Source organism: Brevibacillus nitrificans (assembly GCF_003710965.1).
GTDB classification, from domain to species: Bacteria; Bacillota; Bacilli; order Brevibacillales; family Brevibacillaceae; genus Brevibacillus; species Brevibacillus centrosporus.
The window spans coordinates 564,870-587,742 of record NZ_RHHU01000003.1 but is presented as its reverse complement, the minus strand read 5'-3'; the positions used below and the strand labels follow the sequence as shown (position 1 = coordinate 587,742).

The 22,873-nt window shown below is 48.0% G+C and carries 21 protein-coding genes and 2 pseudogenes; 8 read left to right on the top strand and 15 right to left on the bottom strand.

Annotated elements, in window-relative coordinates; translation table 11 throughout:
* Positions 1-223 precede the first annotated feature (223 nt).
* The 3 genes from EDM59_RS04775 to EDM59_RS04765 form a co-directional block, all read right to left on the bottom strand.
* On the bottom strand, positions 224-571 hold the full coding sequence (locus tag EDM59_RS04775) for a phosphate-starvation-inducible protein PsiE (protein WP_246010962.1): 348 nt from the start codon (positions 569-571) through the stop codon (positions 224-226).
* A gap of 153 nt (positions 572-724) precedes the next feature.
* On the bottom strand, positions 725-1,099 hold the full coding sequence (locus tag EDM59_RS04770; protein WP_122922542.1) for a hypothetical protein: 375 nt from the start codon (positions 1,097-1,099) through the stop codon (positions 725-727).
* Positions 1,100-1,106: 7 nt separating this feature from the next.
* The gene (locus EDM59_RS04765) at positions 1,107-2,174 is read right to left on the bottom strand and encodes an Mrp/NBP35 family ATP-binding protein (protein ID WP_122922541.1); all 1,068 of its coding nucleotides are present in this window, start codon (positions 2,172-2,174) and stop codon (positions 1,107-1,109) included.
* A gap of 406 nt (positions 2,175-2,580) precedes the next feature.
* Between EDM59_RS04765 and EDM59_RS04760 the strand changes: the two genes are divergently transcribed.
* From EDM59_RS04760 to EDM59_RS04750, 3 genes are read left to right on the top strand one after another with little or no spacing between them, the layout of a single operon-like run.
* Positions 2,581-3,903, top strand: a complete 1,323-nt coding sequence (locus tag EDM59_RS04760) for a spore germination protein (RefSeq protein ID WP_183192797.1) — start codon at positions 2,581-2,583, stop codon at positions 3,901-3,903.
* Positions 3,904-3,908: 5 nt separating this feature from the next.
* The gene (locus tag EDM59_RS04755) at positions 3,909-5,006 is read left to right on the top strand and encodes a GerAB/ArcD/ProY family transporter (RefSeq protein ID WP_246010897.1); all 1,098 of its coding nucleotides are present in this window, start codon (positions 3,909-3,911) and stop codon (positions 5,004-5,006) included.
* Positions 5,003-6,094 (top strand): Ger(x)C family spore germination protein, encoded by a 1,092-nt coding sequence (locus EDM59_RS04750; protein ID WP_183192796.1) that lies wholly within the window; start codon positions 5,003-5,005, stop codon positions 6,092-6,094. Before EDM59_RS04755 ends, EDM59_RS04750 begins: the two co-directional genes overlap by 4 nt.
* 115 nt (positions 6,095-6,209) lie before the next feature.
* Here the strand turns inward: EDM59_RS04750 and EDM59_RS04745 are convergent, their stop codons facing one another.
* A complete protein-coding gene (locus EDM59_RS04745) occupies positions 6,210-7,463 on the bottom strand; it encodes an MDR family MFS transporter (RefSeq protein ID WP_122922538.1) in 1,254 nt (417 codons plus the stop codon).
* A gap of 298 nt (positions 7,464-7,761) precedes the next feature.
* Here EDM59_RS04745 and EDM59_RS04740 point away from each other — a divergent pair, with 298 nt between their 5' ends.
* The 4 genes and pseudogenes from EDM59_RS04740 (at position 7,762) to EDM59_RS04725 (ending at position 10,428) form a co-directional block, all read left to right on the top strand.
* A complete protein-coding gene (locus EDM59_RS04740) occupies positions 7,762-8,985 on the top strand; it encodes an MFS transporter (protein WP_122922537.1) in 1,224 nt (407 codons plus the stop codon).
* A 303-nt stretch (positions 8,986-9,288) separates the two neighbouring features.
* Positions 9,289-9,783: pseudogene (locus EDM59_RS04735) on the top strand (MBL fold metallo-hydrolase); the annotation flags it as partial.
* 18 nt (positions 9,784-9,801) lie between these two features.
* Positions 9,802-9,891: pseudogene (locus tag EDM59_RS31575) on the top strand (hydroxyacylglutathione hydrolase); the annotation flags it as partial.
* A gap of 186 nt (positions 9,892-10,077) precedes the next feature.
* Positions 10,078-10,428, top strand: a complete 351-nt coding sequence (locus tag EDM59_RS04725) for a DUF2512 family protein (RefSeq protein ID WP_183192795.1) — start codon at positions 10,078-10,080, stop codon at positions 10,426-10,428.
* Between the two features lie 178 nt (positions 10,429-10,606).
* Here EDM59_RS04725 and EDM59_RS04720 read toward each other — a convergent pair whose 3' ends face one another.
* From EDM59_RS04720 to EDM59_RS04675, 10 genes are all read right to left on the bottom strand, one after another.
* Complete coding sequence (locus EDM59_RS04720; protein ID WP_122922535.1) at positions 10,607-12,277, bottom strand: glycerol-3-phosphate dehydrogenase/oxidase; 1,671 nt, start codon at positions 12,275-12,277, stop codon at positions 10,607-10,609.
* 149 nt (positions 12,278-12,426) lie between these two features.
* Complete coding sequence (gene glpK, locus EDM59_RS04715; protein ID WP_122922534.1) at positions 12,427-13,926, bottom strand: glycerol kinase GlpK; 1,500 nt, start codon at positions 13,924-13,926, stop codon at positions 12,427-12,429.
* Positions 13,927-14,361: 435 nt separating this feature from the next.
* Entirely contained in the window at positions 14,362-15,069 is a 708-nt protein-coding gene (gene deoD, locus EDM59_RS04710) for a purine-nucleoside phosphorylase (protein ID WP_092276519.1), read from the bottom strand.
* Positions 15,070-15,280: 211 nt separating this feature from the next.
* Positions 15,281-16,030 (bottom strand): glycosyltransferase family A protein, encoded by a 750-nt coding sequence (locus EDM59_RS04705; protein WP_122922533.1) that lies wholly within the window; start codon positions 16,028-16,030, stop codon positions 15,281-15,283.
* A complete protein-coding gene (locus EDM59_RS04700; protein ID WP_122922532.1) occupies positions 15,984-16,850 on the bottom strand; it encodes a glycosyltransferase family 2 protein in 867 nt (288 codons plus the stop codon). Before EDM59_RS04700 ends, EDM59_RS04705 begins: the two co-directional genes overlap by 47 nt.
* 124 nt (positions 16,851-16,974) lie before the next feature.
* On the bottom strand, positions 16,975-18,198 hold the full coding sequence (locus EDM59_RS04695; RefSeq protein WP_122922531.1) for a D-alanyl-D-alanine carboxypeptidase family protein: 1,224 nt from the start codon (positions 18,196-18,198) through the stop codon (positions 16,975-16,977).
* A gap of 66 nt (positions 18,199-18,264) precedes the next feature.
* Positions 18,265-19,080, bottom strand: a complete 816-nt coding sequence (locus EDM59_RS04690) for a GTP pyrophosphokinase (RefSeq protein ID WP_122922530.1) — start codon at positions 19,078-19,080, stop codon at positions 18,265-18,267.
* Positions 19,081-19,095: 15 nt separating this feature from the next.
* Positions 19,096-19,980 (bottom strand): M23 family metallopeptidase, encoded by an 885-nt coding sequence (locus EDM59_RS04685; protein WP_122922529.1) that lies wholly within the window; start codon positions 19,978-19,980, stop codon positions 19,096-19,098.
* An 89-nt stretch (positions 19,981-20,069) separates the two neighbouring features.
* Positions 20,070-20,327: a hypothetical protein gene (locus EDM59_RS04680; protein ID WP_122922528.1), complete on the bottom strand. Its 258-nt coding sequence runs from the start codon at positions 20,325-20,327 to the stop codon at positions 20,070-20,072.
* 234 nt (positions 20,328-20,561) lie between these two features.
* The gene (locus EDM59_RS04675) at positions 20,562-20,762 is read right to left on the bottom strand and encodes an alpha/beta-type small acid-soluble spore protein (protein WP_092276499.1); all 201 of its coding nucleotides are present in this window, start codon (positions 20,760-20,762) and stop codon (positions 20,562-20,564) included.
* A gap of 246 nt (positions 20,763-21,008) precedes the next feature.
* Here EDM59_RS04675 and EDM59_RS04670 point away from each other — a divergent pair, with 246 nt between their 5' ends.
* Positions 21,009-21,887, top strand: coding sequence for a 5'-3' exonuclease (locus EDM59_RS04670; protein WP_122922527.1), 879 nt, complete (start codon positions 21,009-21,011; stop codon positions 21,885-21,887).
* Positions 21,888-22,026: 139 nt separating this feature from the next.
* Here the strand turns inward: EDM59_RS04670 and EDM59_RS04665 are convergent, their stop codons facing one another.
* Positions 22,027-22,683: an alpha/beta fold hydrolase gene (locus EDM59_RS04665; protein WP_122922526.1), complete on the bottom strand. Its 657-nt coding sequence runs from the start codon at positions 22,681-22,683 to the stop codon at positions 22,027-22,029.
* Positions 22,684-22,873 lie beyond the last annotated feature (190 nt).

Below are 22,873 nucleotides of genomic sequence, written 5' to 3'. Positions count from 1 at the left end.
TGGTATGTATCGAGATGGCTTGCAAAAAATGTATATCTTTACTAATCAAGGCTAACATTCCCCAAACTAAAATAAGCCATTCGTGGAGTTTTCATCATGCGGTTGATGATCGGACAGTGTCCAAAATAGGCTTCTCTGCTATTCTTTGGACACGAAAAAACCAAGGCATCTGCCTTGGTCATCCTTGCGTCTTCTATTTGGTTTTGGCTATTTCCTTTGTTCGTTAGCTCCGTTCGAAGGTAAGCATGAGATAGCTAATCATAAGGACAAGAATCACAAGAGAAAATACAAAATTCGCGATTGGATTTTCGTGGGACACGATAATAAACCGAAGTGTCCCTGTGATCCCCAGGTAAATAAAATATCGTAGCGGGAAATGGTAATTCTCTTTAAAATATTTTACGATCAAGGAAACAAAAACAAAGTATAGAAAAAAATCTAAGACCTTCTGTAGGACTTCGTGTACATTGTCGTCCCCTCCAATGAATACTTCTACGGAAATGATATACAGCTCTCGTAAAAGCAGAAAGGAGAGGATCAGACTTAGAAGAATCAGGGACGTGTTCAGCACCAATTGAAATAGATAAATGATCCATGACTCTTTTTTCTGATTAAAGAGCAAAGATATGACCTCCTTCACCACTCACTTCCAACCTCTCTTCGCTCTCTGAGGCTCCATCGCCTATCTGCCTGCGATGATTACACTTTCACATAGTATCCTTGCTCAGTGCTTTACTTGAAAAAAAGTGCTTTCGATTTCATCGGAACGAAAGTGAAGTACGGCTGCCAATCCCAGAAATAGACCGAACAAATCCAAAAACCAGTTTGAATTGCGGCTTCGTAAAGCAAGACATTTGAACATTTCTTGCAGCTGCATCGTTTCATCAGAAGCGACAACAGGTGCAGCGCCGAAATGCTTTAAAATGAGATCCTGCTTTAGGTTGATTGCCAGCTGCAGCATGTCATTCAATACGGCGACGTACTGGGTAACGTCCTTTCTGTTGTATAGCTCCACGAATTGATTACGCAGGTTGGCAATCATCATTTCCGTATCCAATTCTTTCGGCTCGATTTCACTTATCATTTTTTTGATATTCATGGGTAGGCTACCTTTCTGATGATCCCATTAGTCGATAATCGATCTCTTCGGCCAAACTCGAATAGATTTCGCCTAAGATTGAGTCTTCGTCATAAACCGATGTTTGCATGTTCTCTTCAGGCTGAGCGAAAGGAATTCTCGCGATCACTTGCGTTTGCAAGGTATCCGCCAATCGATCTCCTCCCCCTTTTCCCAGCAAATATTTCTTTGTTCCATCTGGATCTTCATAATAGGCCATGTTTTCCACAACACCTAAAATTTCATGTTTTGTATGAAGCGCCATAGAACCAGCGCGTGTAGCGACAAAAGAAGCCGTCGCTTGAGGCGTGGTCACAATAATTTCCTTTGCTTGCGGGATCATGGCTGCGACATCAATCGCTACATCTCCTGTACCTGGGGGCAAATCCAACAGGACGTAGTCGAGCTCCCCCCAATGTGTTTGAGCCAGGAAGTTGCGAATCCATTTGTTCAGCATGGGGCCACGCCACATGACAGGTGCATTGTTGCCCGCGAAGAAACCCATCGAGATCACTTTGACGCCATGGCTCTCTACGGGTATGGCCATTTTATCGATCATCGTTGGACTTTCCGTAATGCCCATCATGGCAGGCACACTAAATCCGTAAATATCCGCATCAATTAGCCCCACACGTTTTCCTAATCCAGCCAGAGCAATGGCCAGGTTAACGGAAACCGTGGATTTGCCGACTCCGCCTTTTCCACTCGTGATCGTGATAAAGGTGACGCCGGAGTCTTCCTGTAACATCGCTGGCATTCCGTTGGTTGTTGTTGAATCCTTGCGAAGAGCAGCGGTTAAAGCAGCTCTTTCTTCATCCGTCATGGAGCCGAACGAGATATGAACTTCGCTCGCTCCCAAGCCTTGGATGGCTTCTTCTACATCTTGCTGGATCTTTGCTTTCAAGGGACATCCTTGGATGGTTAAAATGATCTCTAAGCTTACAGACCACCCCTGGACTAGAATGTTTCGTACCATGTTTAATTCAACAATACTCTTATGCAATTCTGGGTCTTGAACCTTTCTAAGTGCATCTAACACTTGCTCGGTCGTAATCATAGTCCCACTCCATCTGTATATTTTTATCCATAATTGCCCATTCCCCAAATCTTATACCCTTTCACTCCCCCTTTCGATTCCTTCTAAAAACATAAAAAAACCTCCATAAAACCTGATTGTACGTAAATGTACGAAAAGGTTTTATGGAGGGGTAACAACAAGGCATGTATGCATACCTGCAATCTGTCCCGCCATGCATGGATAAGAGACCGGGATCGGGGAGCACTCTTCAAATTACTCCTTGGTCAATGGCCTTCCAACAATGATTATAGTCATTCGAATGGAAAAAGCAAGTTGATAGAATCGGATACCTTTATTCATTTCTCTTGCTTTGCCATTGTATGAATATTTTTCTAGTATGAGCGGAAACCTAGATCCAGACGCAGTGGATAAAGGAGCGAATCTCATGCAAGAATTCAACCTGGAGAGCTATATCCAGGGCCTGGCTTATTCCGAAGATCTTGTAACCAGAAAGCTCGACTTCCATGATGAAACCGCTTATTTGGTTTACATATCCACGATGTGCGATAACAAATTTATCCACACAGCCATTGTAGATTCGTATTTGGAAAGCACGCAAAGATCGGAATTGCAAACCGTTCTAGAAGCAATGCCCGGCTATGAGCTAGTTCAGAATCAGACTCAATTGACAAACAAGCTTATTCAAGGATATGCACTGCTGTTTTTCGCGAATGAGACCTGTGCCATCGATGTCAGAAAGCCCCCGTCTTATCAACCTCAAAAAGCGACAATCGAATACGTCCTGCAAGGACCTCAATTTGCCTTCTCCGAAGAAATTGAAACGAACATTCATGTTCTTCGTACCCGATACCCCATGAAGGAATTACATGTGGAGTATATGAAGATTGGTTCCGTGAGCCAAACTCAGTTGGCGATGGTCTATGATACATCCAAGGTCGATGACGACGTCCTTTTGTGTCTGAAGAACAAATTGATGCAGATTGAAGCGGAAGTAGTGCAGGCTACCAATCAAGTTCAGATGCTAATCACCAAAAGATTTAATCTCCTGCCGACTGCCATGGTCTCGGAAAGACCCGACCGAGCCGTGTTAAATCTAAGCAAAGGAAAAGTAATACTGGTTTTGAACGGAACTCCGTTTGTTTTAATCGCGCCTGCCGTTTTTTTCGATTTCTTGGCATCGATGGACGACATCTATGACGTCCCGTGGTTCACGAGACCCTTGATGGCATTGCGCTACATTGGAGCGTTCATCACCACCTCTCTTCCAGCCCTGTACGTAGCAACCGTGTCGTATAACCCCGAAGTATTTCGCGCCCAATTAGCAATCGAGATCGCTGGGAGTCGTGCGGCGGTTCCTTATCCTTCTTTTTATGAGGTATTTTTCATGCTTTTTCTGATCGAGGCCCTAACCGAAGCAAGCATTCGGCTGCCGAAATACATCGGCTCAATGGCGACTACCGTCGGCGGGCTAATATTGGGACAAGCTGCCCAGATGGCCGGATTGGTTAGCAGTATCATGATCATCGTTGCCTCGATGGTGGCAATTTCCAACTTTGTTATTCCGATTAACACCATGAATTTAGCGTTACGGGTAATCAAATTCCCACTGGTCTTATTAGCTATTTTTTTTGGATTGACAGGGGTATTGACAGGTTTGTTTTGTTTCCTGATCTACACGGCTAGTTTGCGAAGCTTCGGTCGACCTTATTTGAGCCTTTTCATAGGGGAAGCCAAAAAGAGCAGGTGAATGGGTTGGCTCGTTATTTTTACTATTTCGTGACACTGTCTATGCTGATCAATGCTATCCTTTTTGTTCCGCGTATACTGATGGATGACCGCTATGATGGCGCGATTTTATCGATGGTGCTTGGTCCTCTCATTGGTGGTGTGTTTATGTATCTATTTACAGGCTCTATGCTAAAGTTTCGGGGGCAAGGATTGCCGGAAATCATGAAGCAATCCTTGCCCAAGGCTATTTCTGTTCCGCTGCTGCTCGTCATGGGAAGCGCGTCGTTTATCTCAGGAGCACTCGTATTGATTAATTATGCTTTTATCGTATCTAGATATCTGAACACGGAAACCCCGATGTATGTGCTGCTGATTCTTTTTGTGATCGTAGTGAGCTTTGGCGCTATGCAATCATCCAAAACCGTCCTGTACATCACAGAGCTGACGATGATCCTGAGCTTACCTCTCCTCTTGTTTTCCATCTTCAAAGCGTACACAAACCAAAATATGAACTACGATCAAGTAAGAGCCATGATCGATTATGCGTGGATTCTTCCCAGCTGGAAGAGCTTATCCGTATCGACTTATGCCGTTACCGGATATATCAGCTTGTCTATATTAAACCGCGTGTTTACTGGCAGCCAATCGTTTAAGCATCGCTGGGCAATCCCCTTTCTAGGCTTAAGCATCCTGTTCACCGCCTTCTTTGTACCGATCGGCATTTTAGGTACGGATGGTGTGAACGACTACATATTCACATGGGTGTCTACCGCAGACGGAGTTCGGATGAAGTATGCCTTTATCGAGCGTGTCGTCTATCTCTTTCTACTCATTTATTTAGGGATTTCCTATCTATTTGCCTTGATCACCTGGCATGTCGGATCCGAGATGCTGAGCGGCTGTCTTTCCAAGAATCAGCCCAATACGTCGGAGGTCAACTCCGTGCTGCCGCATGTGATAAGCTGTACAGTTTTTGCAATCGGAACCGTTATCGTTGGAAATAGGCTCGGGGAAGACGATCTTTTTTCGGTATCCACGAATTGGATGATGATTCGTTCCCCTCTTGATATTTTCGTTGTCCTTACGGTGTATTTATTGAGCAACAGGAGGAAGGCTCTGTGAAACACGTCTTGATCTGGCTAGCAATCTTGTATTTGCTAACGGGCTGCGGCTTCAAAGACATCGATAAGCGCTATTTAGTTATGGCGGTTGGCGTCGATAAATCCGACATCAAAGACAAGCCTTATCGTGTCTCCCTAAAGCTCGCGATTCCTACCTCGCAAATCCGTCCAGGCCAATCAAACACGTTTCATCTTATCAGTGACGATGCACCCACCATAACAGAAGCGGTACGACATTTAAAATCAAAAGTAGATAAGGAACTAGATTTTTCCCAGAACAAAATGATCGTCTTTGGAACAAAGATCGGAGAGGAACGACTGAATAAGGAAACCATTGATTGGTTTTTGCGGAGATCAGAGATCCAGGGAATTGCGTTCATGGCGATCGGTGACCCTACTGCGGAGCAAGTATTGAATGTGCGTCCCAAATCCGAACGGCTCCCTGCTGACAGCATGCTCATGAGCTTCGATCAGGAGGGAACGGAATCTTCTTTTATCGTTACTGAATTTTTGTTTGATTACCATCGACGCTTGAGCGAAAAAGGATTGGATCCGTATTTACCCGTCATCCGTCCATTGAAGGAAACCTATTTGATTGATCGAGTGGCTGTCTTTGACAAGGAGAAAATCAAAGCGGTCTTAAATCCAGAGGAAACCCGGATCTTTAATGAATTATCCAAGAAAATTCGAAACTTCGATATCGAAACCAAGAAAGAAAATGTTCAATTCGCCTTGAATGTGACCTCTTTTGGTTATTCCTATCGGTTTGATGAACGAAACCCCTCTTCTCCCAAGCTTATGATGGATGTGCGAATTAAAGGGATCACCGAGGAATCCAAACAGACTTTTTACAATTCGCAATGGGGCCGGTATAAAGAAGTAGCGGAAACAGAAGCGGCCAAGCGCTATCGTCATGTTCTGGAAAAACTCCAGTCGCTCGGAGTTGATCCGATTGGTTTCGGTTTACGTTATCGGGCCACTCATTATCATGGGGATGAAGACTGGGAAAAATGGAAAGCCATTTATCCACGACTCGAATGGAATATCAAGGTGAATATCGATCTTATCGGATCAGGTGGGATAAAATGAGGAAAGCATGATACCCCCATGTGCACCTGCGCAGCATGGGGGTCTAGCTCAATATCTTTCGTAAGCTCATACACCAGAGATCATATGGGGAGGCGAAAGATGATCTGTGATATCATTACGAACCGGAAATGGCCGTCTCCTCCGCAGAAACAGGAGTCGATTTTGTGCGTCGTATTGCTTTTTTGACGAAACGGTACTGAAACATTCCCCCGATCAAGAGCAATACGCTGAGCGTGGAAAACCAGTAAGCGCCTCCAAAATTGCGAAATGCCAGGGCACCTACGGACGGTCCGATGGTTCCCGTGATTCCCCAGTTTGCACCAAACACGGCGAAGTAACGTCCACGGAATTCATCGGGAGCCATGACAGAGATCGCTTTTTGGATTTGTGGTCCGTACAGCATCTCGCCAATGGTAAACATCGTCTCTGCCAGAATGAGCACGATCATGCCTGGCGCCCACCCATAACCGAAGCCGACACAGGCGAGGAACAGGTATGCTGTTAAAATGACGCGGTGGGCTGGAAATCGTTCTGCGAATTTGGCGATCGCGATTTGACAGCAGACAACCAGGATTCCATTGATCGTCAGAAGCGTCGCGAAAATCGTGAGGAAATCGTCGTATTTCGTACGCAGATGCTGTGGGAGAATGATTTCGACCTGTGAATACAGGAGCGATACAGGTACAGCAGCGAGTGCCATCCAAAACAGCGTTTTGTGCTCAGACCATACAAAACGAGGGCTGGTACTGCTTTCTTCTTTGCTGGATTTTGCCCGAGCGCGTGCTTCCTTCGGCAATGTTTCCGGCACTTGCCAGGCGATGAGCAGACAGTAGATGAACAAAGCGAGTGAGCAAATGCCAAAAGCGATACCCGGATTGATCTTGTACAGTGCCACACCAATCAGTGGTCCTGCAGCAGCTCCCAAATTCAAGGCCGTATGCAGCAGCGCGAAGACCTCACTTCGCTTCTCCTCTGGGACGATATCCGTCACCTGAGCGCTAGCAGCAGGCCAAAACAGGGAGGCCCCGACTCCGTTCAGAATCGTGAGTGCGGCAAAGGCGAAAAGGGACTCTGCCCACACATAGCCTGCCATGGAAACGGACTCGATCAGGAGTGCAGCTATCATCAACGGCTTTCGTCCGTACTTGTCTGAGAGACTGCCGGCAAAATAGCCAGAAATGATGCTCGTTAAGGGCTGCAGGCTCGTGACCATGGCTGCTAACAGAAGATTGCCGTCCATTCTGTCATACAGGTAAAAAGCCAGGAAAGGTCTGAGCATAAAGCCGGCAAACGTCGTCAAAATCGTTCCGATGACCCGAATCCAGATTGCTCTGTCATAACGGGCTATCAGATTGTGGAGCCAAACCATTCGAATAATTCCTCCTTGCCGACAAAGGATATTTTTGTAAGTATATCGGAGAGTCATAAGAAAAGATAGAGGTTTAGGATAAATGGGAATTATTAGACTTTTTAGAAGAGATGGAATTTCCCCGTTGCCTTTTTTGGGCCGTACTCCTTACACTTCCAGCCGGTTACAAGGAGAAGAAAGCCTTGATTTTTACATGGGTGGAACTTAATAATAGGGAACAGGCATTCTTGTCCGGCGCACATGAAAGGTACTGCCATTCAAACCGGATGTAAAACAGCAGAAAGGTTGTATTTACTTCATGGAAATATCACAGCTTTCGATCAAAGAACAAGCAAACAAAAAATCGTTTTCGATCTCTTTGCTTTCGCTTACGCTCGGTTCCTTTGCAATTGGAATGACTGAATTTGTCATCATGGGTCTCCTCCCTAATGTGGCCGATGACTTAGGGGTCAGCATCTCGTCTGCGGGGCAGCTCATTACCATGTACGCTCTTGGGGTCGCTGTCGGGGCGCCGATCATGACCATCCTCACTCACCGCATTCCACAAAAGAAGCTGCTTCTCTTCCTGATGCTTCTTTTTATTTTCGGAAATGGAATTTCAGTCATCGCTCCGAATTACGCTGTTTTGATGGCAGCTCGCATGTTGACGGCGTTGACTCATGGGACATTTTTTGGAGTGGGAGCCGTGGTTGCCTCCAGCCTAGTTCCACCGGACAAACGTGCCAGTGCCGTCTCTATCATGATGGCAGGCTTGACGATTGCCAATATCATTGGAGTCCCTTTGGGAACCTTTATTGGTCAGCATATGGGCTGGCGCTCTTCTTTTGGTACGATTGCCATTATGGGAATCATTGCATGGGTCGGAATCATGGTTTTCGTTCCAAAAATGCGGCAGCAAAATACGGAGAGCATTACCGGACAAATCAAAGCGCTTGTCCATCCGAAGCTGCTCCTGTACCTCCTGATTGGCGCTCTGGGCAATGCCGCACTCTTCACGGTCTTCACTTATATTACGCCGCTGCTAACGCAAGTCACCGGCTTTGCCGAGCATTCCGTCACTTGGATCCTCGTACTGTTTGGCTGTGGAGTGACTATCGGCAATATCGTAGGCGGTAAGCTTGCCGACTGGAAGCTGATGCCTTCCGTCCTGGGGCTTTACTTTTCGATCTGTATCATTCTGACTCTGTTTACGTTTACGATGTATAATCAGATCGCTGCGGTGATTACGATCTTTCTGTGGGGAGCTGCTTCCTTTGCTGTCTTTCCAGGACTGCAAGTGCGTGTGATGAACCTCGCACAGTCGGCACCAGCGCTCGCCTCTACCTCCAGCCATTCGGCCGGTAATCTAGGAAATGCAGCTGGAGCTTTCATCGGCGGATGGGTGATTACGCATCTGGCTATCACATCACTTCCGTGGGTTGGCGCCATACTGGTAGGACTGGCTCTACTTTTGGGCCTGGCTTCCTATATCGCTGAACGTAAGGCAACTGCGAATAACGCCTTCCTTGCAGAAGAGAACTGATTTTACGAGCTTTGCTTTCATCCGATTAGGGGGTCAACCGTTTATGGTTGACCTCTTTTTTATCTCCATTTCTCTACCTTTATTTACCAGTTCATGAAATTCTTTTCCTGTTCATCCTATAAGATGGACGAAGCCAAACTGGTCATGCCATGAGAAAGGTGGCAATCTCCTATACCGAAGAGAGACTGTGCATTGGGTATTCTCCTTAATCGGGAAAAAGGAGCAGAAGCCAAGGGATCGTACTCGCCCGAAGCTGATGGCCGAATGATGTTTCGTTTACAAAGGATTCCTGTTCGCGGGGGGATTTCTGACATCACTTATTTACTGGAGAACCCTGAAAAAGTACGTGGCCTACTGGTTACGCACGGCCATGAAGATCACATTGGCGGTATCCCCTATTTGCTGAGACAGTTCAACATGCCGATCTACGGAACCAGATTAACGCTAGGCTTAATCGAAGAAAAGCTGAAGGAACACGGCTTACTGCAAGCGACCACGCGCACGATGATCGATTCCAAATCCGTCATAGAGCTGGGTGCGTTCACCATCCGCTTCTTTCAGACCAACCACAGCATTCCCGATTGTCTAGGTATTGTTTTTGAAACGCCAAAAGGAACCGTCGTGCAGACCGGAGATTTCAAATTTGATTTGACCCCCGTCAATAATCAAACACCCGACATTCATCGAATGGCTGAAATCGGGAGTAAAGGCGTTCTTGTATTGTTGTCCGAGAGTACGAACGCTGAGCGCCCTGGCTTTACTCCATCGGAAAAGCATGTGGGCGATCATTTGCGTGAAGCTTAATGGAATCGTCTCAAGCAAGGCCTAAAAGAATCCATCGGTCAATACTTATACTCCAAAACGAAGCGTCGGCCCATGATCCTGCCGATCATCATGGATGTGTAGGGCATGCTCTTTCGACAACCGTAACTGATTTGAAAAACCGTCCTGCGCGGCGGTTTTTTGCGTTTTGCTGAACGTAGTGTATTCAGCAAGCAAAAAGCCTGCCCGTCCCCTTTTCGTCCGTTCGAATGAATATGAATCCTTTTCTTCATACTAATCCTGAATGCTACTATGAAAGGAGAAGCTGCCTTGATCCGTTTTCTGGTGAAAGTCGTCATGAATGGCATTATTCTCGTCCCTCTACTTTTGTGGTACACAGAAGCAACCGTTTTTTCAGCAATTGTCGCGACCCTGTTATTTTCCGTCATTGCTTATCTCGTTGGAGACAGACTCATCCTGCGTACATCCAATAATCTCGTTGCGACCGTCTCCGATGCTATTCTGGCAGTCGTTTACCTTTGGGCAGTCTCTGCCGTTATGCACTGGTCTCTAAACTGGGGTGAGCTCTTGTTTACAGCGGTGCTCCTCGGCGTAGTAGAGCTGCTTTATCACTTTTTCTTGAAACGCTTTGATACAGAGGACGAACGCGAAAGAGCTTAGCCCTTGGTCGTAGCCCACCTAACTTGCATACAAAGAGCCAACCATTTTCGGTTGGCTTTTCCTCTTCCTATTGATTGAACGTTTAGAACAGCAGTGGCTTGCTCCTTCCTAAATGCCAGATACCCCGCACCAGCAGCGTGCTTTCCATCCTACTCCCTGCTAGGTTTCTGCCACCCTGCTAATAAAACGTCTTCACCTGCTGATACTCCATTTCAAACAGCTTCACTTCCCTCTCTTTCTCCCGAGCAGTCCAGTTGAATCTCCGCGCCATGCTGTCTGCCAGCTTTCCATATACATGCTGAATCGCTTCACGTTCAAAGAACAGCTTCCCCGTGCGTCGGATGAGAAAATCCCGCAAGGTTACGACCATTTCCTCTTGGATACCGTATTGCAGCTCGGCAAGGTACATGGCTTCCTCCAGCTGGCGCCCTTGGTTCCGCAGGTCGATCATGGCCGTGATGATTTTCTCCGTATTGCTCCCGTATTTCCCCGCTAGCTCGGTTACGACTGTTTCGTCAAAGCTTTGCTCACCGGCAGCGTGCAGACGTTGGACTTGCTCTCGGATATAAGCAGGAATGGCGGCAGCCGAAGAAAATGCACCACCAGCCAAAACAATCTCATGCGTGCTGCAAGGTTTGAAAACGCGCCCCTCTTCTTTCGCCAATTGACCGGCAACGATGTCCACGACCCGCTCTGCCATTTTACGAAAGCCGGTTAGTTTCCCGCCAGCGATGGTGATCAAGCCGCTATGGGAAAAGAAGACCTCATCTTTCCGAGAAAGTTCAGAGGGGGATTTGCCATCTTCATGAATCAGGGGCCGAAGTCCTGCCCAGCTGGATGTGATGTCCTTTACAGTTAGCTGTACGTTTGGGAACATGTCATTGACTGCTTGCAATAAATAGTCGACGTCCTGTCGAGTTACACTCGGCCGCTCCAGCTCCCCTTGATAGTCCGTATCGGTTGTACCGATATACGTGGATCGATTTCGAGGAATGGCAAATATCATGCGCTTGTCTGCTACGTCGAAGTACACGGCTTGTCGCAGAGGCAAACGATCGTAAGGAACGACAAGATGAACACCTTTGGTAAGATGCAGACGCTTTCCGGACAGCGACTGATCTTTCTCTCGAAGGCGGTCAACCCATGGCCCCGCTGCATTGACGATTTTTTTAGCCGTGAGCGTATAAGACTTGCCCTTCACTTGATCCTTCGCAATAATTCCCGTAACCCTTCCATTCGTGTAAATAAAATCAGTGGCTTCGGTATAGTTCAAGCAAATTGCACCATATGCGCTAGCGGTTTTTACTACCTCGATCGTCAGGCGCGCATCGTCCGTCCGGTATTCGTAGTACAACCCGCTTCCTTTGAGCATATCATGACGCAATAATGGTTCTGCCAAAAGGGTTTCCTGTTTGGAGAGCATTTTGCGCCGCTCATTCCGTTTCACTCCTGCCAAAAGATCATACACATACAGGCCGACGGATGTGGCCAGCTTTCCGTACGTACCTTTTTCTACGATCGGCAGGATCATCTTTTCCGGTATCACGATATGCGGGGCATTCCGATGCAGGATCATGCGCTCTCTGCCTACTTCCCTGACCAGCTGGACATCCCCTTGCTTCAAATAGCGCACCCCCCCATGCACCAGCTTGGTCGAGCGGCTGCTGGTGCCGGAAGCGAAGTCCTGTTTTTCCACAAGTCCAACTGTTAGACCACGTGCTGCTGCGTCCAGGGCGATCCCTGCGCCCGTTACCCCGCCACCGATCACGAGCAGATCGACGGTGCTTTTCGCCAGCTGCTCCAGATACGAGGCGCGCTGAAAGGCTGACATCGCCGGTTCGTTACGCATATCCCTTCCCATCCTTTCTTCCAAAAACAAAAACAGCCGATATCCAAAAGTAGCAACGCCTCTGCCTTTGCCCTTTCGATACCGGCTGTCTCCTATATCTCCACCGTATCATTCACTTACTTTTACTCTATTCCGAACATCGGTAAAAATCAACTGCGAATCTTGTAGCCCATGGTAGCAGATACCGCTTGCTTCCATCCTGCGTAAAGGCTTTGCCGCTTATCCTCCGCCATCTGAGGCTCAAATGACCGCTCGATGACCTTGTTCGAGATAATATCCTCTTTGCTGCTCCAGTAGTGAACCGCGAGCCCCGCCAGATAAGCAGCACCTAAAGCCGTCGTTTCGTTCACACGGGGACGCTCTACCACCGCTCCCAGCAGATCCGATTGAAATTGCATGAGAAAATGATTCGCTACGGCTCCCCCGTCAACAGCAAGCTTCTGCAGCTTCATCCCTGCATCTGCCTCCATCGCCTCCAGAACATCTCGCGTCTGATATGCAAGCGACTCTAAGGCCGCGCGTATCAAATGCTTGTCTGTCGTGCCTCGAGTGAGACCAAAAATAGCTCCTCTTGCCTCCATGTCCCAATAAGGTGCTCCTAGCCCAACAAACGCCGGCACCATATACACTCCATCTGTACTGTCCATTTCCATGGCAAGCTTTTCCGAATCTGCGGCCTTTTCAATCAGCTTGAGTCCATCCCTGAGCCATTGAATCGCCGCGCCAGCTACGAAGATGCTTCCTTCCAGTGCATATTCAACCTTCCCGTCTACTCCCCAGGCGATCGTCGTCAAAAGACCATTTTGAGAGGCAACTGCTTTTTCGCCGGTGTTCATCAACATAAAGCAGCCGGTACCGTACGTATTTTTTGCGGAGCCTTCCGAGAAGCAAGCCTGACCGAATAGAGCAGCCTGCTGATCCCCCGCGATCCCCGCGATCGGTATCGGATATTGAAAAATTTTTTCGTCTGTGTAGCCGTAAAGCTCACTGGACGGACGAACGTCCGGCAGCATCTGGGCAGGCACCTGCAGCATCTCCAACAGCTCGTCATCCCACTGGAGAGTGTGGATGTTAAACAGTAGGGTCCGCGAGGCATTGGAATAGTCTGTTACATGCACCTTCCCACTGGTCAGCTTCCATATAAGCCATGAATCTACGGTTCCAAACAGCAGCTCCCCTCTTTCGGCACGCTCGCGAACACCTGGCACTTGGTCCAGGATCCACGCGACCTTGGTACCGGAGAAGTAGGCATCGATCAAGAGACCCGTCTTCTCTCGCACCATTTGATCAAAGCCTTTTTCCTTCAGCTGCGTGCAGATGTCGATCGTCTGCCGGCTCTGCCAAACAATGGCGTTGTACACAGGTTTTCCTGTCTCTTTGTCCCAGACGATCGTCGTTTCACGTTGATTCGTAATGCCGATCCCGGCGATTTGCTCCGGCTTGACATGATTTTCAAGTAAGACAGCCTTCAGTACCTCCAGCTGCGATTCCCAAATTTCTTCGGCGCGATGCTCGACCCAGCCCGGCTTTGGATAAAGCTGCGAGAATTCCTTTTGCGTGACCCCGATCATCGCACCCGATTTATCGAACAAGATCGCACGAGAGCTGGTCGTACCTTGGTCCAAAGAGAGCATGTATTTCGGCTCCATGTGTACCTCTCCCCCCAGTTCTTCGATAGTGGTCTCTTTTACTTATGCTTTCACAGGTGAATTCCCTGCTCGTCTACTCTTCTTTTTCTATGGCCTCACTTCAGAAGCAATCCCCTGGCAAAGACGCTTCAAAGGCAAAGCAGCCGTATTTTGCGAAAGCTTATTGTTGCCCTATCAAGTAGATGGCCCAGGCTGTTTATCCTAGCTGATTCCGTAAGAAAACCTCTACCGAGGCTTATTCAAGGAGGAGCGACCGCGTTTTAGCGGAAAGTTTTACCGAAGGAATGCCAGAAGCGGACGCTGAGGCACTTCGTCATGCGTTCCAGAATTCATAAGCATTACGCTTATAAATTCTAATACGTTAAAAAAAGCTAATACCCGCAAATACAAAAGCCACTGCTTCGTGTTTGCAAATATTAGCTGGTCCTTACGCTTCTACTTCAATAGAACTGAATCCAATGCTACTTCAATCATCTCATTGAACGTGGTTTGGCGCTCTTCGGAGGAGGTTTCTTCCCCTGTAAGGATATGATCGCTCACGGTCAAGATGGACAGGGCATTTCGCTTATACTTCGCAGCCAGCGTGTAGAGAGCCGAGGACTCCATCTCAACCGCCAGAACTTGATAGGAAGCCAGCTTCTTGTACAAGTCCATGCTCTCCCGATAAAAGCTGTCGCTCGTAAAGATATTCCCCACCTTCACCGACAAATTCCGTTCCGTTGCCGCTTGATAGGCTTTGTGCAGCAATTCAAAGCTAGCCGTTGGAGCGAAATCAATCTGGTTAAACAACAGGCGGTTGGTCTGTGAGTCAGAGGATGCGCTCATCGCGATGATCACGTCACGCACTTTGATATCCTCCTGAATCGCTCCGCAAGTTCCTACCCGAATCAGATTTTGCACATCGTAGGATTGCATCAGCTCGTTGACGTAAATGGAAATGGAAGGAACACCCATCCCCGTACCTTGAACGGATACACGCTTGCCTTTATACGTTCCTGTAAAGCCTAGCATGCCGCGAACATTGTTGTAGCACTCTGCTCCTTCCAAAAAAGTCTCTGCTATATATTTCGCCCGCAGCGGATCTCCTGGCAGTAAAATGGTTTCGGCAATCGCACCTGGTTTTGCTTCAATATGTACACTCATCGCATTTTGCTCCTTTACCTTCAAAAATTTCCTACCATGATATGGTACTATAAAACACGAACATTGCAAAACGAAACTTATCCCGCATGAAAATAAGCCGAGCTACCAGACAGCAAACACAGCAAAGCAGCTGCGTGAAATGACTCTCTTTTTGAGTCTGTGACTGCAGCTGCTTTTGATTGATCGCACCAAGCATCCAAGAATTGTTCGTCTAGATGACCTTTCCATGGTCGCTTCGAATCTGTTCACTCCAATAAAGTACCGCCTCCAGATGATCCCCTAAAGAGGTCATCTCCTTCTGCCTGCTCCTGCTCGGAGTGACAGTTTGGCTGCCATCGCCGAAATACCATTTCATAGGAACCGTTTCGACGCGCAACCCGTTTCGTATCGCAATCGCTTGAGCCAGAGGTGGAACAACGAGCTGGTCGATCCCAACCAGCGATGCCGCTTTCTTCTTTATGGCAAAAGGAAGCGTCGTCATGGAAGACATCCCGAGTTGTTGCTGCTCCAGCAAATGATTGAAAAACGCGCACGCCAAGCTGACTGTACCCGTTACCGAACCCGCAGTCGATTTGCGCAAGGCGATGTCCGCTCCCCCATAACAGGCAAGCACAAAGGGGGATAACTCTTCTGCGAGGATCATCTCACTTCCGTCCAGGAAGAGCCACACATCGCCAGTCGCTTCTTTTGCACCGATCGAGCGCCACAGCTCATCCCCGAGCGGGAACGGATAAATGATCGTCGTGTGTGAGGGAAACTGGGAATTCAATAAAATTTCGATGGACTCTTCGTTGCTCCCCTGGAGGATCATGATAATTTCCTTTGGATGTAGTTTTTCGACTTGCTGCAGCAGCGTTTTGATCGTGATTTCATCCTGCTCAACAGAGATGATGACGCTCAAATGCTTCCGGTTCTTATCTTTTTTTATGGCTGCCCGTTTGTTTCTTTTTTCGTTTCCCACCCCACACTCCCCCCTTATCCTCTCGTGGCTGCGGGTAAAAGACTGACCGCAAGTGAAGCTCCCCCGGGATGTGCAACAGGTCCCGGTACCGATCGCCATCCGGCATGCCGCCGCGTGGTCCGATCAGGTTTACCAAAAGCTGAATCGCGTGTGCATGCTCCCGCAAGAGCTGACGGGTACTTTTGACCATGGAGATTCGTGTATCATCCGTCCACTTGATGGCTGAATTCGGATGAACTCCTACGACAACAAGCTTTTGCCATGCCGCTTTTACATAAGCAATAGGAGGTGTACGCAAGCATTCATGCCCTAGTGCTTTCAGTGCTTTCCGACTACAGGCAAACGGAATTCTGGACAGCGTCCCGGTACCGAGCTCTGTATGTCCAAGCAAATGATTGAGCAATCGATAGGCATAGCGTGTTGGCAGCGGCTTTTTCTTTTTGGCAGAGAGCGACGTTTGGGTACGCACCGTAACTGCGACATCTGCACCATTCTTTACGGTATCCACATACTGTTGCCAAAGCGGAAGGGAGAAATTGACCCTTTCATCCAAAAAGAGAATCGTTTCACCTCGAGCATGGCGAGCACCCAATGCCCTGCCTTCGTCATAGGTATAGATGGATGGAGAAACGACTTTGTAAATCCAGGAGGACTCGTCTCCCAGATAGGATGTATCCACGCACTTAGGGCTAACCACGATGACTTCTAGTGAAGTGGCTAGCTCTTTCACATTCGTGAGCATTCGCCGAAGCGTTCTGGTATCGTCGCTTGCTACGAAAACGACAGATACCTCGGGGCGATCGACTACTGCTTTGTCCATCTTCATTCCCCCTCATCGGAAAATGCCTTCTTCTCCTAGATTACGCAAATGATTGTGAAGTGGACACGGCTCTTCAAGGTACAAAAAAACACAGGACATGAGAAGTCTCTGTCCTGTGCTTCGTTTAATAGGCACGTCGCTGCCAATCCCGGTTTCTCACACGGCGCATTCTACGAGTGCGACGAACTGTGTAGCTGATCATAAAGAGATTCATGGCCAGCCAAACGAACAGCAATCCATAAAGCACTCCTGAATGATCCTCAAGCGATTTGGCAAACTGTGCACGTTTCGGCTCAGAAGCAACCGGAGGCGGATCCTGTCTTAACAACGGGTAAGTGATGTGCAAGTCTCCCCCTTGGACTAGAAGATGTCCGTCCTCTGTCAGTTCTACGAGCGGCTCTGTTCCCTTAGGTACCGTCGCATATAAATCATCCAAAGTTGTATAGGTAATCACCGCATCGTTTCCAGGAGCAGCCGCATGGGTATAAGCTTTTCCTTTCGCTGCGATCGGCTTGGTTTCAAAGTTGGCGAATCCATAGTCAAGCATGCTGGTGACATCTTTGTAGGCACTTGCACTTGTTGACGCCTTCATGGTAACTGCGATGAATTCCGTGTTTCCTCGTTTGGCCGAACCAACGAGCGTTTGCATGGCCTGGTCGGTAAAGCCGTTTTTAATCCCTGTAGCACCTTCGTAGTTACGCAAAAGCTTATTGTGATTCACGAGCTCGGACTTCCATTCTTTTCCGTCCCACGGCAAACGAACGGTTCCTACAATTTCCCGAAAGGTAGGGTTTTGCATGGCGTATTTCGCGATCTTTGCCATGTCGGATGCAGTCGTGTAGTGATTCGGATCGTGCAAACCGTGTGCATTCGCGAAATGCGTTTCCGTGACCCCTACTTTTTCGGACAGATAGGCGTTCAGCTCTTCGGCAAAACGCTCGGTAGTCTGGTGCATATGCTCGGCAATCGCTGTAGCGGCATCATTTCCTGAGTGCATCAGGAGACCGTATTCCAGTTTGCGCAACGGAACCTGCTCGCCTTCACCCAAATAGACACGTGTGCCCTCTTCATATCTCGCTTTTTTGGAAACCGTGACAATATCATCAGGATTCCCTTTTTCAATCGCGTAAATCCCAGTCGCAATCTTCGTGATGCTAGCTGGATACAGCTTTTCGTGTGGATTTTTTTCGAACAGGACTTGTCCTGTCGTCGCGTCAATCAAAATGGCTGACTCCCCGCTCAGTGCATCGGCTGAAAGCTTGGATGTGTCTTCAGCAAAAGCCAAAGGTGTGACCGGACCCAATAGTGCCGTGACCACAACGAGAAGGTACGTAAGAAGAAAACGCATGGTAGTCGGTGTCCTTTCCATACTTTGTCGTTCGTTTGACGGATGGCTTCTGCTCTTATCTTATCCTTAACCCAGTCGTTTCCCTAACAAGTCGTAAATCATTTTAAACTTGGGATTGTCGGCAAACGCTTCTTCAAAACCGCTAACGTGCTCCCGATACAGGGCCGAGGCTGCATCGAGATCCTGCTTCACATAGAGTGAGAAAATCTCCTCCAGCTTGTCCTCCAGCGTTTGATCCACCTCGGCAGGGGTCAATATTTCCTGGCGCAGATTGTTCATCAAAATGTCTAGCTGATGGGTAATCACAGAAGCTTCCTGAAGCTTGCCGAGCACATCTGCCGGGATGTTGCCAGCGTACTTGTATCGCAGCTCATGCTCATTGGTCGCCCAAAAATTCATCCCCAGCGTGCGAATCTGGATTTCACAATACAGGGTGATCTTTTCACTGCCATGATATACCGTGTAGGATACAATCATATGGATACTGCGGTATCCGGAGTCTTTTGGGGAGGCGATATAGTCTTTGATATCATGGATGACGATATCTTCCCTCTCCTGAAGAAGCTGTTGCACTTCCCGCACATCGTCTACATAACGGCAGACAACTCGCAGCCCTGCAATATCGGATACTTCTCTAGCAACATCCTCCTGCCAATTTTCCCCTTGAAAATCAATGCCTTTTTCCTTCGCTTTTTTAATGAGGCTGTCGACTTTTTTGACCCGCCCCACTACAAATTCAATCGGTGAGTATCGTCCACTTTTTTGAAATCCGTATTTGATCCCTTTGAGCTTCAGCTTCAATTCATCTACAGCTTGCTCATAAGGTGCCAAAAAATGAACCATGTTGTTTAATACTTTGCTGGGTACATGTGAAATCCTCACGTTTCACACCTCTCTTTACTTCCATTGGAACGGTGACGCCTCAAAGAATGGCTGCGGGTTGACGTAGGTGTTCCCGATCAACATTCCGTAATGCAGATGGGGACCCGTCGAAAAACCTGTCGTTCCCATAAGACCGATCACTTGGCCTTGCTTCACTTCCTGGCCGACTTTGACTTCCAGCTTTGACATATGGGCATAGATCGAGAACACGTTTAGTCCGTGGTCGATAATGATGGTATTACCAGTTAAGTATAAAGAGTCAGCCAAAACAACCTTGCCGTGGTTGCTAGCCCATATCGGGGTGCCTGGTTTGTTGGCAATATCAATCGCAGAATGCCTGTTTGCAGGAACTCCGTTTACCACCCGCTGATAGCCGAACGGGGTCGTCAAGGTGCCCACAGCTGGCTGCGTAAATGCCCCTGTAAAATAAGGGACTTTCGCAGAGCTTGAGCGAGCGGCATTGATCTTCTTTTGGTCCGCATTGATTCGATTCGTATCTTGGCGCATATCGTTCAATTGATTGCTTACTGTCAGAACGTCTACTGCAAATTTTTTAGGTGAAATCGTCAGAGGGACACTCCGCTGCTTGTCCGTTGTCGTCACTTGGTATGTTCCTGGTTTGGCATTGAAGGGAATGGGAATAAAACGGCTGTACTCTCCCTGGGAAGGCTGGAGTCGATAGGTTTGGGAAAAAAGTGTGACCGCCTGCGCCCGATTACTGCGCACAAAAATAACGTCGCCTGGATTCGTGGTGCTGGGCATCACAGATAAAGGCAACTGCTGTTTTTGAATTTGAAACTGTTCATGTACATCCTCGATGATTTCTTTGCCGTAGGTGCTTGTCCCAGACACGAGTGTCAGCGCAGCAAACAGCATGAAACCGACCATTGATTGCAACATAGCCGTTCCCTCCCAATTTCCAGTATAACAAAAGAGTAAGCGAAAGGAAAAAGAAAAAGAAGGCTAGAAAGCAAGCCTTCTCCAATGGATTACATTTTTTTTGTATAGTCCGCCATCATATCCATGATGTTTTGCACGCCGTTCAGCATTTCACTGGCTCTTTTGGTCTTTTGGGAAATAGTATCAAAATCGAGTCTGCCCTTCTTCCGATCATTCCAGCGCTTGAACAATTCTTCTGCGGTGCCAGGATTGCTGCGAACCGACTGGACACGCGTTTCATCCTCCATCAGCCACGACTCAAACTCGGGATGCTCCTTTAAGAGTCGTTTCACTTCTTTGCGTTTCATCCGCGAAAGTCCTCCCCTCGAGTGTACAAACGAAATAGTTATCTGTTCCTTACACCATATGACTAGTCCGCGAATGTGCTTGTGTGTTTGCACTAGATCGTTAAGAAAGGGCTTATTAACGAGCCTTTCTCGCTATGTAGCTTATAAAATCCACTTCCGTGCCAAAAATAGAGAAAGGCCCCATTGAAGGGACCTTTCTGCATCCAGCTATTTACTTGTGTTGAAGCACGTGGCTTAGCGGCCTGCCATTTGCGATTCTGCGAAGCTTACCAGACGTTTGGTGATTTCCCCACCAACAGAACCGTTTTGACGAGAAGTGGTGTCTGGTCCGAGATTTACACCAAATTCAGATGCAATCTCATACTTCAGTTGATCCAGAGCTTGGTTCGCTTGAGGAACTACCAGGTTGTTGCTGCTACCGTTGTTGTTAGCCATGATTGATTCCTCCCAACGCGTTTTTGTCTTCCGGGACGGGGTTGAACCGTCAGCTTTTGCTTCTCGCCGGTCGAGACCGGAAGATGTTATTTGGTGCGAGAGGCGTTTGGTTAACCTCTCGTGATACTATCATCCCACCGATGCACACAAGCATACGTTGTTTTTGAATTGTAAAATCTGTCAAAGATGCTGATCCCCCATGTGCTATAATGTTGCGTATAGTTGGTTAGGAGAGGAGTTACAAGAGTGAGTGATTCAGGAAAGGTACTGCTCATCGATGGCATGAGCTTTTTATTTCGGGCGTTTTACGCTTCTTCGTGGGCAGGAGGCTACCGCCAAACTTCAACAGGTGTCTACACCAATGCTGTCCATGGATTTACCAAGATGATGCTCGACTATGCTGACTTGGTCAAGCCTACTCATCTGATCGTTGGTTGGGACGTCGCTTCCCGCGAATCCCTCGTGCGCAGTCAGTGGTATGATGGCTACAAATCCAACCGGCAAGCCCCTCCCGATGAGCTGATTCCCCAATTTGATTTGGTCAAGGAAGTGACGGAAGCATTTTCCGTACCGAATCTTGGCTGTCCAGGCTTTGAAGGCGACGATGTCTTGGGTACACTAAGCACAAGCCTCTCTGCCGATGGTCATCAGGTGGTCATTGCTACCGGCGACTACGACAGCCTCCAGCTCGTATCGGACCTCGTCAGTGTGAAGATCTTGAAAAATGGCGGCAAGCACGAACACTATAACCCAGCCAGCTTGCTCACCGTGCGCGGGATTTCCCCTGAGCAGGTCGTCGATGTAAAAGCCTTGATGGGCGACGCTTCCGACTGTATCCCAGGCTGCCCGGGAATCGGAGAAAAAACAGCGACGAAGCTGATTACGGAGCATGGCGATCTGGACCGACTCTACGGCAATTTGGAGAGCTGCACCGCTAAAATGCGCAGTAAGCTGGAAGATCACCGTGATCAAGTTTATCTCAGTCAAAAGCTGGCAACGATTATTCGCGACGTGCCTCTGGAATTCTCCCTAGAAGCAGCTGCTTGGGAATTCGACCGTGACATGGTTCGCAGCAAGTTTGAAGAACTGGAATTTGGCCGCAGCCTCGCTACTCGCGTCGGTTAAGCCAAGGAAAGATCGTACTAGATGATCTGCAGGTTGAAGGGGACAAGCATCCTCACCTGAAGTGAATGGAAAAGCGGCATTCCGAAACCGGTTCTCGGTCGGGAATGCCGCTTTATTCAATTCTGCCTATTTCCTTTGTTCACTGCGTGCTCTTGCGCTTGATGGAATGTTTGGATATCGCCTCTATGATACAATCCCAATCTTCTTGGTGAAGCTCATGACCTGTTCCTTCCAAAGTAAGCAATTCATTGATTCTCTTCTCCTCAAACGGATGCTTCGACCCAGCGAGTACTTTCCATTTTGCCACTGTAAAAGCTATGACCGCCTCTTCCTTCGTCCAATCGATCTCAGCAGCTTGTGTAAAATATTGGATTACCTTCTCTTCCATCGGTGGGAGGTCGGGAGCAAAATTTGAGGTAGCTAACAACGTAATCGTCAAAACTCTTTCCGGATGCCGCAATGCCAGGATCTGCGTCAGCAAGCCGCCCATAGAAATGCCTACAACATGGGCCTTGGCAATTCCAAATTGATCGAGGACGCGGATCGCATCATCAGCCATATCTTCAAATGTATACGCGGGATGGCCTGGCTCGTAATGGGTAGATCGGCCAACATCGCGATTGTCATAGCGAATGACAACGTATCCTTTGGCAGCCAAACGCTGGCAGAAGTCTACATCCCACCAGACCATAGATGCCTGCGCACCCATGATTAATAAGAGAGCCGGGTGTTCCGGGTCGCCAAAGCTCTCAGCGGCATATTCGATTCCATCTACACAAAACAATTGTTCGTTCATTATAAAATCTCCCCTTCAAGAAAAAATAAAAAAACACAGGCTAGCTGCCTGTGTCCACGTAAACCGAGAAAAAGAAGGAAAGGATCGTGTAGAAATTCCCCAAACGCGAAGCCAAATACATGTCTCAACTCCAAAACATGTACCGAAATTGGCGGCTGGCGGAAACACAAATAGAAAACGATCCCTTTCA